Source organism: Flavobacterium crocinum, assembly GCF_003122385.1.
Classification (GTDB): domain Bacteria; phylum Bacteroidota; class Bacteroidia; order Flavobacteriales; family Flavobacteriaceae; genus Flavobacterium; species Flavobacterium crocinum.
Genome location: NZ_CP029255.1, coordinates 720337 through 736553, shown reverse-complemented (window position 1 = coordinate 736553; position 16217 = coordinate 720337). Strand labels below are relative to the sequence as shown.

Genomic DNA, 16217 nt, shown 5'->3' with positions numbered 1-16217 from the left:
AAAATCTGAACACTGAGCACTTTTTTTAAGGTACCTCAATCTCGTTAACGATTTTGTTGATAATGTCTACAGAAGTAATGTTCTCTGCTTCTGCTTCGTAAGTAATTCCAACTCTGTGACGTAATACATCGTGAACAACAGCACGAACGTCTTCAGGAATTACATAACCACGGCGTTTGATGAAAGCATAACATTTAGCAGCATTAGCCAGGTTGATACTTCCACGAGGAGAAGCTCCAAAACTGATAAGCGGTTTTAAATCGGCTAATTTGTATTTTTCCGGATAACGAGTAGCAAAAATGATATCCAGGATATATTTTTCGATTTTTTCATCCATATAAACTTCACGAACCGCTTCCTGCGCACGTAAAATTTGATCCACAGAAACTACAGGATTTACTTTTTCATAAGTTCCTTTTAAGTTCTGACGGATTACAAAACGCTCTTCGTCAATTTTTGGATAATCAATAACAGTTTTTAGCATGAAACGGTCAACCTGCGCTTCAGGAAGTGCATAAGTACCTTCTTGTTCAACAGGGTTTTGAGTTGCTAATACTAAAAACGGACGATCTAATTTGAAAGTAGAGTCACCAATTGTAACTTGTTTTTCCTGCATCGCCTCTAAAAGTGCTGACTGAACCTTAGCAGGAGCACGGTTAATCTCATCGGCAAGTACGAAATTGGCGAAAATTGGTCCCTTTTTAATAGAGAACTCATTTGCTTTAATGTTGTAAATCATGGTTCCGATAACATCGGCAGGTAATAAATCCGGTGTAAACTGGATACGGCTGAAAGATCCTTGAACCGCTTGTGAAAGCGTATTAATAGCCAAAGTTTTTGCAAGACCCGGAACTCCTTCCAATAAAATATGCCCTTGTCCAAGTAATCCGATTAATAGACGCTCGACCATATGTTTCTGACCCACAATAACTTTGTTCATTTCCATTGTAAGAAGGTCTATAAAAGCACTTTCTCTTTCAATTTTTTCATTTATCGCTCTAATGTCTAAAGTCGTTGTATTTTCTTCCATATAAATATTTTTAAAACCTTGATTTTAACGCCTAATTTTTGAGAGTGCAAATTGAATATTTTTTAAGAAGTAAGATGTTAAAGAATGGTTAAAACTTCGACCAATGACCTAATTTTAAGGACTAATTGTGAATCTATTTTTATATTTTTAAGAACTTTGATGATTATGTTTTATTAAAGCATAATTATTACCAAAAATAACGCATAACAATTATGAGCAAAACAGTCTTATCGCCTATAATTTCGGGCACTATGAATTGGGGAGTTTGGGATAAAAACCTTACAACCAAAGAAATGGAAAACATGATACAAGTGAGTATCGAAAACAAAATTACGACTTTTGATCACGCGGATATTTACGGTTCGTACACGACCGAAGCCGATTTTGGAAAAGCCTTTCACGCCAGTAAAATTGATCGTGAAAAATTACAATTAATTACAAAGTGCGGTATTCAGATGATTGCTGATAAACGCCCGGAAAACAAAATCAAACATTATGATTATTCTAAAGATTATATCATTAAATCTGTAGAAGGATCTTTGAAAAATTTAAAGACTGATTATGTTGACGTTTTCTTGCTTCACAGACCAAGCCCGTTAATGCAGGCTGATGAAATCGCAGAAGCAGTGGAGAAATTAAAAGGAGAAGGAAAAATTATTGATTTTGGTCTTTCAAATTTTACAAGTTCACAAACAGAATTAATCCGTCAGAAAACAGAAGTGAGTTACAATCAGGTTCAGTTTTCAGCTACGCACTACGAAGCAATGACTGACGGAAGTTTAGATTATATGCAGACTAATGGAATTCGTCCTTTATCATGGAATCCGCTTGGAACTGTTTTTAGAGAAGATACAAAACAAACGCGTCGTTTGAAAAAACTGTTCTCCACTTTATTGGAAAAATATCACTTAGGTGCTGATACACTTTTATTGTCATGGATTTTAAAACATCCGGCAAAAATAATTCCAATTGCCGGAACTGTAAATATCGCCAGAATTCAATCTTTGTCAAAAGCAATTGAATTGGATATGGATACAGAAGACTGGTTCGCCATCTGGACAGAAAGTATGGGCGACGATGTGCCTTAATATTTAGTGTTCAGAGTTCAGATTTTTAGTGTTCAGCTAAACGTAATTCAAAATAGTTGCCACAGATTAAAAGGATTTTCACAGATTTAGAAATCATTTAAATCTTTTTAATCTGTGGCAAAATGAAAAAACTTACAATGAAAAAAACAGTTTTAATTACTGGTGCCACAAGCGGAATTGGAAAAGCAACTGCGCAGATTCTGGCAAAAAACAATTATAAAGTGATTCTTTGCGGAAGACGTAAAGATCGATTGGAAGAACTTCAAAAAGAACTATCTGCTTTTACAGAAGTTCATTCTTTAGCATTTGATGTTCGCGATAAAAAAGATGTTCTGGAAAAAATAAGTTCTTTGCCAAACGATTTTTCGACAATTGATGTTTTAATCAATAATGCAGGAAATGCCCACGGTTTAGATCCAATTCAAAACGGAGATTTAGACGATTGGGATGCTATGATGGATATTAATGTAAAAGGACTTCTGTATGTTTCAAAAGCGATAATTCCGCAGATGGTTGAAAGACAATCGGGACATATTATCAATATTGGTTCAACTGCTGCAAAAGAAGTTTATCCAAATGGGAATGTATATTGCGGTTCTAAACATGCGGTGGATGCTATTACGACAGGAATGCGAATCGATTTAAATCCGTTTGGAATTAGAGTTGGCGGAATTCATCCGGGATTGGTGGCAACGGAGTTCAGCGAAGTCCGTTTTAAAGGCGATGCCGAAAGAGCAGCAAATGTTTACAAAGGATTTGATCCGTTGCAGGCAGAAGATATTGCGGATATTATTCATTTCGTGATTTCAAGACCTTATCATGTAAATATTGCCGATTTGGTTGTGATGAGTACAGCGCAAGCTTCTTCCACAATTGTGAAGAAAAATATTTAAATAAAATCGAATGTAGAGACGCACAGTAGTGCGTCTTTTTTTTAATTTTAAGTTTTAATAAATTAAATTAGTGCGAATTAGTGCAATTCGTGGCAAAATAAAATCGACATGATTAATAAGCGCCTTTTGATAAAGAATTTACTCGCTCATAATGACGAAAGCAGTTTTTATGATAAAAAAAGGCAGTTGAATCTTCATTCCCGAGAAGGAAAAGGTAAGTTTTTGAAACACATTTGTGCTTTGTCAAACTCAAATCCAAACAATAATTCTTATATCGTAGTTGGAGTAGAAGATCAGGATAATGAAATTGTAGGCGATGATTTCTTCGACGACAGCCGAATTCAGAATCTGGTCAATGCTTTTTTGGAAAATCCTCCAAAAATCCAATACGAAAATGTCCCTTTTCCAAATCTTCCAAAAGACAAAGTAATCGGTTTGGTTACTATTAAACCTAAAAGTAAAATCTCGTATTTTAAAAAAGGAATTCATACTATTTTAGCGAATAGTGTTTTTATTAGGCGTGGCAGTAATTCAATTCCTTTGGAAGAACACGAGGAAATTGAAAAAAATAATCAGAATACAGAAACGGTTATTGGAATCGAAAACAGTTCTCGAAACAGTATTCAATATACTCTAGACGGTGTTATTGATTTTATGAATTTCAGACATAAAGATATGTCGCCAAAATATCGTGTTTTCAAAGAATTGTTTGTTATTTGCTGGGCAGGAGTTCCGAAAAAATTACGTGATAAAACCTACTTGTCGCGAGTTGATATTGAACTGATAAATGAACAAATCAAGCTTTTTTATTCTGCACAGGATGTTGTGACTATTTTTTATAATGATGATAGTTTTACCATTACAGAATATGTGCCTTTGGGGCTAAATGATAAAACAAGTTATTATCCTTTAGAAGAGCAAACGATTCATTTCTTTGATAATGGTTATTATAAAATAGATCGTCAGATGCTTTTTCATCCACCGGAGTTCAACCGAAAAATGTTGTATCATATTTATAATTCAAATATGGCTTTATTGGGTAAACTCCAGAAAGAAATCACATTGTCTGATCGCGAAATGAAAGATTTAGAAAATCTGCCTTCTACTTTTATGATTTGTTATTTGAATGGTTTTGAAGATGCGAGACAAAAATTAATTGATGCTAAATTATTGCTGAAGCCTTACAAACAGGTTTATTCTTCGTTTAAGGAAGCTTTAAGGGTTTTACGAAAGATGAAATATGATGTTCAGTGATAAAGGTTCTAAGGTCCTGAGATGCTAAGATTCTAAGTTTTTTTGTAGAGACGCACTGCAGTGCGTCTAATGCGTAACGAAATTTGTCTTTCCTAAAATATTTATTGAAAATTCAAATATTTCTTTATTTCATCATAAGAAAATATAAGCTCTTTTGGGCCGTCTGCATAAGATGCGGCTTCATAGGAGTTGTAATACAAAAGTAAACCTGCAGAAGTATAAAAGATATTCTGTGGTAATTGGAATTTATCATTTTCAAACATTAAACCTGTCGCATTGATATTGGCTTTTTCGGGAATTTTATATTTGGCACGGAATGTCTTTTCGGCGAAAGCCTTAAACTCTTTTTCGTTTTTAAATAACTGGCTGTTAAAAATAGCTTTTCCGGTTTTCGGATTAAATAATAAAGAGCGATAACCCTGATAACCATGAGCACCTCCTGTAAAAGTATAATGATCAATTTTTAGGTTTAAAATCTGTTCCGATTGAAATTCTATATTCCCAATTATTTTGGCTTCCCAGCCAAAAGTATCTTCCGGGAATTTCTGGTGCATTTCTTCATAAGAAGTAATAAAAGATTTGGCCAATGCTTTATAGTCATCAACTTTTACGGAATCTTCTTCAAAAAATACAATCTCTTTAATAACAGCAAAAACTCTTTTATTGATGCTGTCTGATGTTACTTTAATATTTTTGGCAACCGGAACTTCTATTGTGATACTCGGGCAATCATTTTTGCACGGAATAGTAGATTTTTCTTCAAACGTTTCATTCTCAAATGAAAGGTCTTTTTTGCAACTTGTAAAAATCAAACACAAAAAGATTATAAATATGTAATTTTTCATATCAAAAAGTGTTAATTATCTACAAAGGTAAGAACTTGTGAGCCGATAAAATAAATTAAGCGGTAAATTTGTAGAACAATTAAGAAAATAAAATTTGTAAATATATGAAATGAGCATAACCATAAATTGGCTGCAAATACCAATGAAAATATGCGAATTACATATGACCAATAAAAAAACAATAAATATCAACATATGAAATTCAATACAAAAGTAATACATGGTGGCCAGCATCATGATCCAAGTACAGGTGCAGTTATGCCTCCGGTATATCAAACATCAACATTTGTACAATCAAGTCCGGGGAAACCTTTGGCAGATTACGAATATAGCCGAGCTTCAAATCCTACCCGTACAGCTTTGGAAGAGGCATTGGCAAGTATTGAAAACGGAACTCGCGGACTAGCTTTTTCTTCTGGTCTTGCAGCAACAGACTGTGTTTTAAGGTCATTTAAAGCAGGTGATGAAATCATTGCAATGGATGATTTATATGGTGGAACTTATAGAATGTTTTCAAGAATTTATAAAGACTCCGGAATTAAGTTTCATTTTGTTGATATGACCGATATTGAAAAATTCAAAAGTTTGATCAATGAAAATACCAAATTAATCTGGGTTGAAACGCCAACAAATCCGTTGATGAAATTGGCTGATATTGCCGAAATAGCAAAAATTACAAAAGAGAAAAAAATTCTCCTTGCAGTAGATAATACTTTTGCAACACCATATTTACAGAAACCATTAGATTTAGGTGCTGATATTGTAATGCATTCTGCAACAAAATATTTAGGCGGACATTCTGATGTTATTGCAGGAGCATTAATTGTGAAAGACAAGGAACTAGGCGATCAATTACATTTCCAGCAATTTGCGACAGGTGCGACACTTGGACCGATGGATAGCTTTTTGGTTTTAAGAGGAATCAAAACTTTGGCCTTGAGAGTGCAAAGACATTGTGAAAATGGAGAGAAAGTAGTAGAATATTTAAGTAATCATCCGAAGATTAAAACGGTTTATTATCCAGGCTTAAAGGATCATCCGTTTCATGAAATTGCTAAGAAACAAATGAAAGCTTTTGGAGGAATGGTTTCTTTTGATTTTAAATCGGGGAAAAAAGAAGATTCTATTGCATTTTTAGAGAAGCTGAAAGTATTTACTTTAGCAGAATCTTTAGGTGGAGTAGAATCATTGGCCAATCATCCGGCTTTAATGACACATGCTTCGATTCCTGCCGATAAAAGAGCAGAAGTTGGTATTACTGACGATTTAGTTCGTCTAAGCGTTGGAATTGAAGACGCTGAGGACTTAATTGCAGATTTGGAACAAGCACTTTCTTAAAAAAGAAATTCCAATAAACTAAAATCCCAAATTCCAAAAAGTAAAATTGGAATTTGGGATTTTTTATATTTTGAGATTAGACTGTTCTAGAATTCTAAGTAGTAGATGTATCCGAAGTTAAACCAAACCTGCCAGTCGTTTCTTTTGTTTTCTTTGTAAATATCTTTGTTTGGGTTTAAACCGTCAATCCAGTCTGAATTGTACATCTGAAAACGAGTTTCAAACATTAAATCGCTCATTTCTGTTAATTTATAATGTACACCAACGGCTGCAGTTGCAGATAAAACAATGCCGCTTTCTGTAGAAAAACCATGAGCACGTCCGTCAGAAGGAGTTAAGTATTTTCCCGGAGTAACGTCAGGAAGTGTTATGTCTCCCAGATGCGATCCTACTTTCGTAGAGTAGTAGCTTACCTGAAAACCTAAACTACCATACGGACTAAGACTACCAACTGAGTTTTCGAAGTCGTGAATTTTCATAAAAGGAGAAAATTCAAGTTGCGTTCCTAATCCAACAATAGTAGAACTTGCATGCATATTCTTTAATTGTTGAGCAAATATGCCGTCAGGTTTTCTTTCAACCCATTGTCCAAAATGTTTCAGGTTAGTTCTGCTAAAGTTTAAATCAGTTCGGACTTTAAAATGTTCTGTAAAATAACTTTCTCTGTTATTATTGGCAGAAAAATTTATGAAATGCATTACTCCAATACCAAAACCGGTATTTCCAACATTGGTGTCAAAGTTATTCCTTTCACCAAAATCTGATTGTAAAGTTACTGGTCCGGCATAGATTCCGATCTCTTGAGCAAGTCCTTGCGCTGATGCGGCGGCTGATAAACCAATTAAGGTAAGTAACGTGATAAATAGGTGTTTAGACATTTTCTGGGGCTTACAAATCACGGCAAATATATAAAAAACATATTCGATTCAAAATATTAAATCATCCTATTGAAAAATAACTATCAAAATACTTAATTTACTAACTTTTAATTGATGATTTGCATGTAAAGACCTACATGTAAAATGTGTTTTTTTGCAATGTTTGAAAAAAACACAAATCGATTCAAAAAAGTGAAAAATATAACAACGAATCATTATTTGATATATCTTTGTGTGTTAAAACGAAAACGTTTTCTTAAACTGTTTTCAGCTTAAGAAACAGAAAATTAAATCAAAATTATCTGAAAATTTATTTCAAATATGGAACAAAAAATAAACGAATTTATGGCTCTTATTGAGTCAAAAAATCCAAACGAACCAGAATTTCTTCAGGCTGTTAGAGAATTTGCAGAAACAGTTATTCCTTTTATATCTGAACGCAAAAAATACGATGGAAAAAATATACTTTTAAGAATCGCTGAACCGGAAAGATCAGTAATATTCAGAGTGCCGTGGGTAGACGATAAAGGAGAAATTATTGTAAACAGAGGTTTTAGAATTCAGATGAACTCTGCAATTGGACCTTATAAAGGAGGAATTAGATTTCATCATACAGTAAACTTATCAGTTTTAAAATTCCTGGCTTTCGAACAAGTTTTCAAGAACAGTTTGACTACACTTCCAATGGGTGGAGGAAAAGGAGGTTCTGATTTTGATCCGGAAGGAAAATCGGATGGCGAAATTATGCGTTTCTGCCAATCATTTATGACCGAGTTATGTCGTCATATTGGACCGGATTTAGATGTTCCTGCGGGAGATATTGGTGTTGGAGCAAGAGAAATTGGATATTTGTTTGGACAATACAAAAGAATCAGAAATGAATTTACAGGAGTTTTAACCGGAAAAGGTCTGGCTTACGGAGGTTCATTAATCAGACCAGAAGCAACGGGATACGGAGTAGTATATTTTACAGATCAAATGCTTCGTACAATTGGTCAGGATATTAATGGTAAGAGAGTTGCTATTTCCGGATTTGGAAATGTGGCTTGGGGAGTAGCTTTAAAAGTAAATGAATTAGGTGGAAAAGTAGTTACAATTTCTGGTCCTGACGGATATATTTATGATGAAGAAGGTATTTCCGGAGAAAAAATCGACCATATGCTTGAAATGCGAGCAACTGGTGATAACAGAGCAGAAAGATATCTGGAGAAATATCCAAACGCAGTATTCCATAAAGGTAAAAGTCCTTGGGAAGTAAAAGTGGATATCGCAATTCCATGTGCAACTCAAAATGAATTAAACGGAGAAGATGCTCAAAAGTTAATTGATAATGGAGTTCTGTGTGTAACAGAAGCAGCAAACATGCCTTCTACATTAGATGCTATTAAACTTTTCTTAGATAATAAAGTATTATTTGCTCCAGGAAAAGCAGCAAATGCTGGTGGAGTTGCTGCTTCCGGATTAGAAATGACTCAGAATTCTATTCGTTTAAACTGGACAAGTGAGGAAGTAGATTTAAGATTAAAGGAAATTATGATCGGAATTCACAATCAGTGTAAAAAGTACGGAGTTGAAGAAGACGGTTATGTAAACTATGTAAAAGGAGCAAACATTGCCGGATTTGTAAAAGTTGCCGATGCTATGCTGGCGCAAGGTGTAGTTTAAAAATAAATTGCAATATATTAGGAATGCCTTCGGTTAATTAAAATCGAAGGCATTTTTTATTGGTGTAAAAATTAAATAATCTCGTTTGTAGTATATTTGTCTAATCGAATATCTGAAGTGATGAAAAAAATACTTTTCTGCGTTTTCTTTTTAATAATAATTCAGTTTTGTCAGGCGCAAAATAAACTGTCCTGGCAAGGGTATTTTTCATTTAACGAAATCAAAGATGTTTCAGAATCTTCAACGAGTGTTTTTGCTGCTTCAGAAAATGCTTTGTTTTCAAAAAATACTGCTACAAATATTCTCAAAACTATAACTACTGTTGACGGATTATCGGGACAAACTATTTCGGCTGTATATTACAGTGAAGCTTTCAAAAAAACTTTAGTAGGTTATGAAAATGGCTTAATGATTTTAATCAACGAAAGTGATGGAAGTATGCTGAAGATTGTGGATATTATTAATAAACAGCTTCCGGCAAATGCAAAAAAGATCAATCATTTTATGGAGTATAACGGATTGGTTTATGTTTCTTGTGATTTCGGAATTGTGCAATTTAATTTAAACACATCAAAGTTTGGAGATACTTATTTTATTGGTGATAATGGGGCAGAAATCAGTGTAAAGCAAACAACATTGTTTAATGGATTTATTTTTGCTGCAACTTCAAGTGGTATAAGAAGAGCTGATATTACAAATGCAAATCTGATTGATTACAGCCAATGGACTGTTGTTAACGGAGGAAGCTGGTCTAGCGTAGAAGCTTTAGATACTGAACTTATAGCAATAAATGATTCCGGAAATATTAATCGCTACAGCTCTAATACATTTATTAGTTTCTTTCAGTTGCCTCAGGCTTCAGTTGACATGAGGGCAAAAAATCATAATTTGTTTGTTACTACGCCAAGTGCAGTTTATGTGTACAACAATCAAATGATTTTAAACAGACAGATTACGAATGTTCAGGTTTTAGAAAACACTTTGAATTTTAGTTGTGCAACTGCGGTTGGGGATCAAATTTTTATTGGTACTAAAGAAAAAGGAATGTTCTTTTCGACTCTTAGTAATGTAACTACTTTTGAAAATAATACGCCAACAGGACCTGTAAAGAATAATATTTTTGCTATTGATGTAAGTCCAAATACAGTATGGGCAGTTTACGGTGATTATGATACTTCATACGATCCGTATCCATTGGATAGTTATGGTATAAGTAGGTATAATGCTTCAGGTTGGCTGAATATTCCATACACGGAAGTTTATGATGCCAAATCGATTACCAGAGTTTTGGTTAATCCAAATAATGAAAAGCAGGTTTATGCGAGTTCGTTTTTTTCCGGATTATTAAAGATAGAAAATGATGTGCCGAATTTTCTCTATAATGAAAAAAACAGTGGTCTGGAATCTATTACAAATGCAGGTGCAGATTATATAGATGTACGTATAAATGCAAATGCGTTTGATAAGTCTGGAAATCTTTGGGTTACTAATAGTCGTGTCAATAATGGATTGAAAGTTTTAAAAACAAACGGCCAATGGGGAAGTTATTCGATGACTCCGATTTTTGATATTGCAGAAAATATTAGTTATTCAAGTATTGTTATTGATCGAAATAATGTAAAATGGCTGGGAACTAATCGTGATGGAGTTGTTGGTTTTAATGAAACTACTAATACATTTAAAAAAATAACTGTTGGTACAGATGCGGGAAATCTTCCTATTGCTGATGTCAGGGCAATTGCTTTAGATGCCAGAAATCAGCTTTGGATTGGGACAACAAAAGGATTAAGAGTTTTGTCAAGTGTTGGAAGTTTTCAATCGGAAAGTCAGTTAAAAGCAAATCCAATTATCATTATAGAAGATAATTTAGCTCAGGAATTGCTTTATGAGCAGTTTGTTACTTCTATTGCAGTTGATGGTTCTAATAATAAATGGATCGGAACGGCGGACTCGGGTGTTTTTATGGTTTCTTCAAACGGTCAGGAAACAAAATACCATTTTACAATCAACAATTCGCCACTTCCCGGTAATTATATAAACGATATTAAGATAAATAATAAAACGGGAGAAGTTTTTATTGTTACTAATAAAGGAATGGTTTCTTTTAACGGAATTGCAACAGGAGCAAATGATAATCTTAATAATGTTTATGTTTATCCAAATCCGGTGCGTCCTACTTACACAGGAACGGTAAAAGTTGCGGGATTAATCGATAAAGCCAATATTAAAATCACCGACATAGAAGGAAATTTGGTTTTCGAAACAACATCGTCAGGTGGAACAATTGAATGGGATACAACTGCTTTTGGTAAATACAAAGTGTCGTCAGGTGTTTATATGGTTTTTATTTCTGCACAAGATGGTGGTGAAACCAAAGTGAAAAAAGTGATGATTATTCGATAGTTTTCAGTCTCAGTTTTTAGATTTTATCAATCTAAAATCAAAAATCTTCAATCTAAAATTATTTCGTGCAAGTCAAAACAAAAGCCATAGTAATTTCTTCTTTAAAATTTCAGGAAAAAAGTCTGATTGTAAAATGTTTTACACTTTCAAGCGGACTGAAATCTTATTTTGTACGTGATGCTTTTTCGAGCCGAAAAGCGAGTCAGAAGATTGCTTATTTTCAGCCTTTTTCGATTTTAGAAATCGAAGCCGTTCATAAAAATAAAGGGACCTTAGAAAATTTTAAAGAAATAAAAAGCGCTGTACCATTTCAGAGTATTCATACAGATATTGTGAAAAGTACAATGGTTATGTTTCTTTCAGAAATGCTTCATTATTCTATTCAGGAAGAAGAAAAAAACGAGCAGCTTTTTTTGTTTTTGGAAACAGCATTGACTTGGCTCGATCATCATGATGAAATTTCTAATTTTCATCTGATTTTGCTTTTGGAAATTACCAAATATCTGGGTTTTTATCCTGATACTTCAGAAAATAATTTGCCTTTTTTTGAAATGAATGAAGGAATTTTTACGCTTTTTCAAAATGGAAATGTGCTGTCTGAACATGAAACAAATCTGTTTAAAAAACTCCTCGATTTAAAATTTGATAACGACCAGAAAATCTTTCATGTTTTAGAAAGACAAATTCTGCTGAAAATCCTGATTGATTATTATAGTTTGCATTTGGAGGGATTCAAAAAACCTAAATCTTTAGAGATTTTAAAAGAAGTTTTCTCCTAAATCAGTCAAAAGCCTATTCTTTATTGCGGAATCTACTTGAAATTTCCAGGAATCGGTCTTTTTTCCGTCATATTTTCTCTATTTTACTCAAAATTCCTTACTTTCGCACCTCGTTTAAGAAAAGGATAAAATGAGTACAAAATTTACTGAATACAAAGGACTTGACTTACCTACCGTAGCGTCTGAAGTTCTTGATTTTTGGAAGAAAGAAAATATATTTGAAAAGAGTGTAACCACTCGCGAAGGTGCTGAACCTTTCGTATTTTTTGAAGGTCCGCCTTCAGCAAACGGATTACCTGGAATTCACCACGTAATGGCACGTGCGATTAAAGATATTTTTTGCAGATATAAAACTCAAAAAGGTTTTCAGGTAAAACGAAAAGCCGGATGGGATACTCACGGTTTGCCTGTAGAATTGGGTACAGAAAAAGAATTAGGAATTACAAAAGAAGATATTGGCAAAACGATTTCAATCGAAGAATATAACGAAGCGTGTAAAAAAACCGTTATGCGTTATACTGACGTATGGAATGATTTGACCGAAAAAATGGGGTATTGGGTTGATATGGAAGATCCGTATGTGACTTATAAACCAAAATATATGGAATCGGTTTGGTGGCTTTTGAAACAAATCTATGATAAAGGTTTGTTGTACAAAGGTTACACGATTCAGCCTTACTCTCCAAAAGCAGGAACTGGATTGTCTTCCCACGAAGTAAATCAGCCTGGAGCTTACCGTGATGTTACAGATACTACAATCGTAGCGCAATTCAAAACTTTGCCGGAAACACTTCCAAGCTTTTTACAAGGTTTTGGTGATATTCACATTTTAGCCTGGACGACAACTCCTTGGACGCTTCCATCAAACACCGCTTTGACAGTTGGTCCAAAAATCGATTATGTTTTAGTAAAAACTTTTAATCAATATACTTTTGAGCCGATCAATGTTGTTTTAGCTAAAAACTTAGTTGGAAAACAATTCGGAAAAGGATATTTCGTAAGTGAAGACGACGCTGATTTTGACAATGTGAAAAATGGCGACAAAAAATTGCCATACAAAATTTTAGCAGAAGCAAAAGGAGCAGATTTAGTAGAGATTCGTTACGAGCAATTATTGCCTTATGTATTACCATATCAAAATGCTGAAAATGCATTTAGAGTAATTTCCGGAGATTTCGTTACAACAGAAGACGGAACGGGGATTGTACATACAGCGCCAACTTTTGGAGCAGATGATGCTAAAGTAGCAAAAGAAGCGAAACCAGAAGTGCCGCCAATGTTGGTTTTGGACGAAAACGGAACTGCAGTTCCTTTAGTTGACTTACAAGGAAAATTCACTTCTCATGTTGGGGATTTAGCTGGAAAATACGTTAAAAACGAATATTATGATGCAGGACAAGCTCCGGAGAAATCTGTAGATGTTGAAATCGCTATTCGTCTTAAAGAAGAAAACAAAGCTTTTAAAGTTGAAAAATACGTGCACAGTTATCCACACAGCTGGAGAACTGATGAGCCGTTATTATACTATCCATTAGATTCGTGGTTTATTAAAGTAACCGACGTAAAAGATAGAATGTTCGACCTGAACGAAACTATCAACTGGAAACCCAAATCTACTGGTGAAGGACGTTTTGGAAACTGGCTTAAAAATGCTAACGACTGGAACTTATCTCGTTCTAGATATTGGGGTATTCCTTTGCCAATCTGGAGAACAGAAGATAAAACCGAAGAAGTTATTATCGGTTCTGTTGAAGAATTGTACAATGCAATCGAAAAATCGATTGAAGCAGGTTTCCAAAAAGAAAACCCATTCAAAGGGTTTGAAATCGGAAATATGGCTGAGTCAAACTATGATTTAATCGATTTGCACAAAAATGTCGTGGATGCCATCACTTTAGTTTCTGCTTCTGGAAAACCAATGAAGCGCGAAAGTGATCTAATCGACGTTTGGTTCGATTCTGGAGCAATGCCGTATGCACAATGGCATTATCCTTTTGAGAACAAAGATAAAATTGACGGAAACAAAGATTTTCCAGCCAATTTCATTGCTGAAGGAGTGGATCAGACTCGTGGATGGTTTTATACTTTACACGCTATCGGAACTTTGGTTTTTGATAAAATTGCATACAAAAACGTAGTTTCAAACGGTCTTGTTCTGGATAAAAACGGAATTAAAATGTCCAAGAGTAAAGGAAATACTATAGATCCATTTAAAACCATTGCAGAAAATGGTCCGGATGCTACACGTTGGTATATGATTATGAATGCAAATCCGTGGGATAACCTGAAGTTTGACCTTGAAGGAATTGCTGAGGTGAAACGTAAATTCTTTGGAACTTTATACAACACTTATTCTTTCTTTTCGTTATATGCTAACATCGACGGATTTAAATATGCTGAAGCTGAAATTCCGTTAAACGAAAGACCAGAAATCGATCAGTGGATTATCTCTGAATTGCATACGTTAATAAAATTTGTTGACGAATGCTACGAAGATTACGAGCCAACAAAAGCAACAAGAGCGATTTCTGACTTCGTTCAGGAAAACTTAAGTAACTGGTATGTTCGTTTATGCCGTCGTCGTTTCTGGAAAGGAGAATATGCAAAAGATAAAATTGCAGCTTACCAAACGCTTTATACTTGTTTGCTTACAATCAGTAAATTAAGCGCTCCAGTAGCTCCATTTTTTATGGATAAATTATACAGAGATTTGACAACATCTACGGGAACCGAGGATTTTGCTAGTGTTCACTTGGCTGAATTCCCGAAATTTGTCGAAAACTTTGTTAATAAAACGTTGGAAAGCAAAATGCAGAAGGCGCAAACGATCTCATCTTTGGTTTTATCATTGCGTAAAAAAGAGATGATAAAAGTGCGTCAGCCTCTGCAAAAGGTAATGATTCCGGTACTTGACGAGAATCAGCGTACTGAAATAGAAGCGATTTCTGAACTTGTAAAAGCCGAAGTAAACGTAAAAGAAATCGAACTTTTAGACGATGCTTCAGGTATTTTGGTAAAACAAATTAAGCCTAATTTTAAAGCTCTTGGACCTCGTTTTGGAAAGGATATGGGGTTGATTTCCAAAGAAATACAAGGATTTACGGCGGATCAGATCAATCAATTGGACAAGCAAGGAACGTTGGATATTGTTATTTCTGGAAATAATGTAACTTTATCATTAGAAGACGTCGAGATAACATCTCAGGATATTGAAGGTTGGTTGGTTGCAAATTCAAACGGAATTACAGTTGCGCTTGACATCACAATATCTGAGGAATTGAAAAATGAAGGTATCGCAAGAGAGTTAGTAAACAGAATTCAAAATATCCGTAAAGATTCAGGATTTGAAGTTACTGATAAAATTAAGGTACAAATAAAAAGAGATGGTATTTTAGAAAATGCCATTTTGAAAAACGAAGAGTATATTAAGTCTGAAACATTAACAGACGACTTAGTTTTTGTTGACACTTTAGAAAACGGCACAGAAATTGAGTTTGATGATATTAAAACAATGATATTAATTTCAAAATAGATAAACATGATAGATGAAATTACAAGATACTCTGATGCAGATTTAGCAGAGTTCAAAGAGATAATCCAAGCAAAAATTAAAAAAGCACAAGAAGATCTAGACTTGATCAAAAGTGCCTATATGAATGATTTGAATAACGGAACTGACGATACTTCTCCAACTTTTAAGGCTTTTGAAGAAGGAAGTGAGACCATGTCTAAAGAAGCAAACTCTCAGTTGGCTATTAGACAAGAGAAATTCATTCGTGACTTAAAAAATGCTCTTTTCCGTGTAGAAAACAAAACTTACGGTATTTGCAAAGTAACAGGTAAATTAATTAGCAAAGAAAGGCTTAAAATCGTTCCTCATGCAACAATGAGTATCGAAGCTAAAAACTTGCAGAGATAATAAAAATAAACTCCAATTAAACGCTCCTTTTAGGGGCGTTTTTTTGTTTAATGTTTTAGTGATTTGTCTTAGTGTGCAGTGTTTTTGGTTTGAAAGAAAATGTTTATGTTTGTGAATTTTGTGTT

General features: G+C 34.2%; 11 protein-coding genes and 1 pseudogene. 9 read left to right on the top strand and 3 right to left on the bottom strand.

All coding sequences use genetic code 11. The features are described 5' to 3' along the window. Positions 1 to 25 precede the first annotated feature (25 nt). Positions 26 to 1030, bottom strand: coding sequence for an AAA family ATPase (locus HYN56_RS03550; RefSeq protein ID WP_091494435.1), 1005 nt, complete (start codon positions 1028 to 1030; stop codon positions 26 to 28). 212 nt (positions 1031 to 1242) lie between these two features. Between HYN56_RS03550 and HYN56_RS03545 the strand changes: the two genes are divergently transcribed. From HYN56_RS03545 to HYN56_RS03535, 3 genes are all read left to right on the top strand, one after another. Then, positions 1243 to 2118: an aldo/keto reductase gene (locus HYN56_RS03545; RefSeq protein WP_109190918.1), complete on the top strand. Its 876-nt coding sequence runs from the start codon at positions 1243 to 1245 to the stop codon at positions 2116 to 2118. Positions 2119 to 2255: 137 nt separating this feature from the next. Next, complete coding sequence (locus HYN56_RS03540; RefSeq protein WP_109194708.1) at positions 2256 to 3011, top strand: SDR family NAD(P)-dependent oxidoreductase; 756 nt, start codon at positions 2256 to 2258, stop codon at positions 3009 to 3011. A gap of 108 nt (positions 3012 to 3119) precedes the next feature. Beyond that, entirely contained in the window at positions 3120 to 4265 is a 1146-nt protein-coding gene (locus HYN56_RS03535; RefSeq protein WP_109190917.1) for an ATP-binding protein, read from the top strand. A 101-nt stretch (positions 4266 to 4366) separates the two neighbouring features. Here HYN56_RS03535 and HYN56_RS03530 read toward each other — a convergent pair whose 3' ends face one another. Further along, the gene (locus HYN56_RS03530) at positions 4367 to 5110 is read right to left on the bottom strand and encodes a DUF3298 and DUF4163 domain-containing protein (protein ID WP_109190916.1); all 744 of its coding nucleotides are present in this window, start codon (positions 5108 to 5110) and stop codon (positions 4367 to 4369) included. A 192-nt stretch (positions 5111 to 5302) separates the two neighbouring features. Here HYN56_RS03530 and HYN56_RS03525 point away from each other — a divergent pair. Next, positions 5303 to 6448: pseudogene (locus HYN56_RS03525) on the top strand (cystathionine gamma-synthase); the annotation flags it as partial. Positions 6449 to 6534: 86 nt separating this feature from the next. On the opposite strand, the gene HYN56_RS03520 reads toward HYN56_RS03525, so the two are convergent. Further along, positions 6535 to 7326: a THC0290_0291 family protein gene (locus tag HYN56_RS03520; protein ID WP_109190914.1), complete on the bottom strand. Its 792-nt coding sequence runs from the start codon at positions 7324 to 7326 to the stop codon at positions 6535 to 6537. Positions 7327 to 7647: 321 nt separating this feature from the next. Between HYN56_RS03520 and gdhA the strand changes: the two genes are divergently transcribed. The 5 genes from gdhA (at position 7648) to HYN56_RS03495 (ending at position 16092) form a co-directional block, all read left to right on the top strand. Beyond that, complete coding sequence (gene gdhA / locus HYN56_RS03515) at positions 7648 to 8991, top strand: NADP-specific glutamate dehydrogenase (RefSeq protein WP_109190913.1); 1344 nt, start codon at positions 7648 to 7650, stop codon at positions 8989 to 8991. A 120-nt stretch (positions 8992 to 9111) separates the two neighbouring features. Beyond that, positions 9112 to 11394, top strand: coding sequence for a type IX secretion system anionic LPS delivery protein PorZ (gene porZ / locus HYN56_RS03510; protein ID WP_109190912.1), 2283 nt, complete (start codon positions 9112 to 9114; stop codon positions 11392 to 11394). A 65-nt stretch (positions 11395 to 11459) separates the two neighbouring features. Then, entirely contained in the window at positions 11460 to 12173 is a 714-nt protein-coding gene (gene recO, locus HYN56_RS03505; protein WP_109190911.1) for a DNA repair protein RecO, read from the top strand. Between the two features lie 130 nt (positions 12174 to 12303). Beyond that, positions 12304 to 15705, top strand: coding sequence for an isoleucine--tRNA ligase (gene ileS, locus HYN56_RS03500; protein ID WP_109190910.1), 3402 nt, complete (start codon positions 12304 to 12306; stop codon positions 15703 to 15705). Positions 15706 to 15711: 6 nt separating this feature from the next. Continuing rightward, positions 15712 to 16092, top strand: a complete 381-nt coding sequence (locus tag HYN56_RS03495; protein WP_012022792.1) for a TraR/DksA family transcriptional regulator — start codon at positions 15712 to 15714, stop codon at positions 16090 to 16092. Positions 16093 to 16217 lie beyond the last annotated feature (125 nt).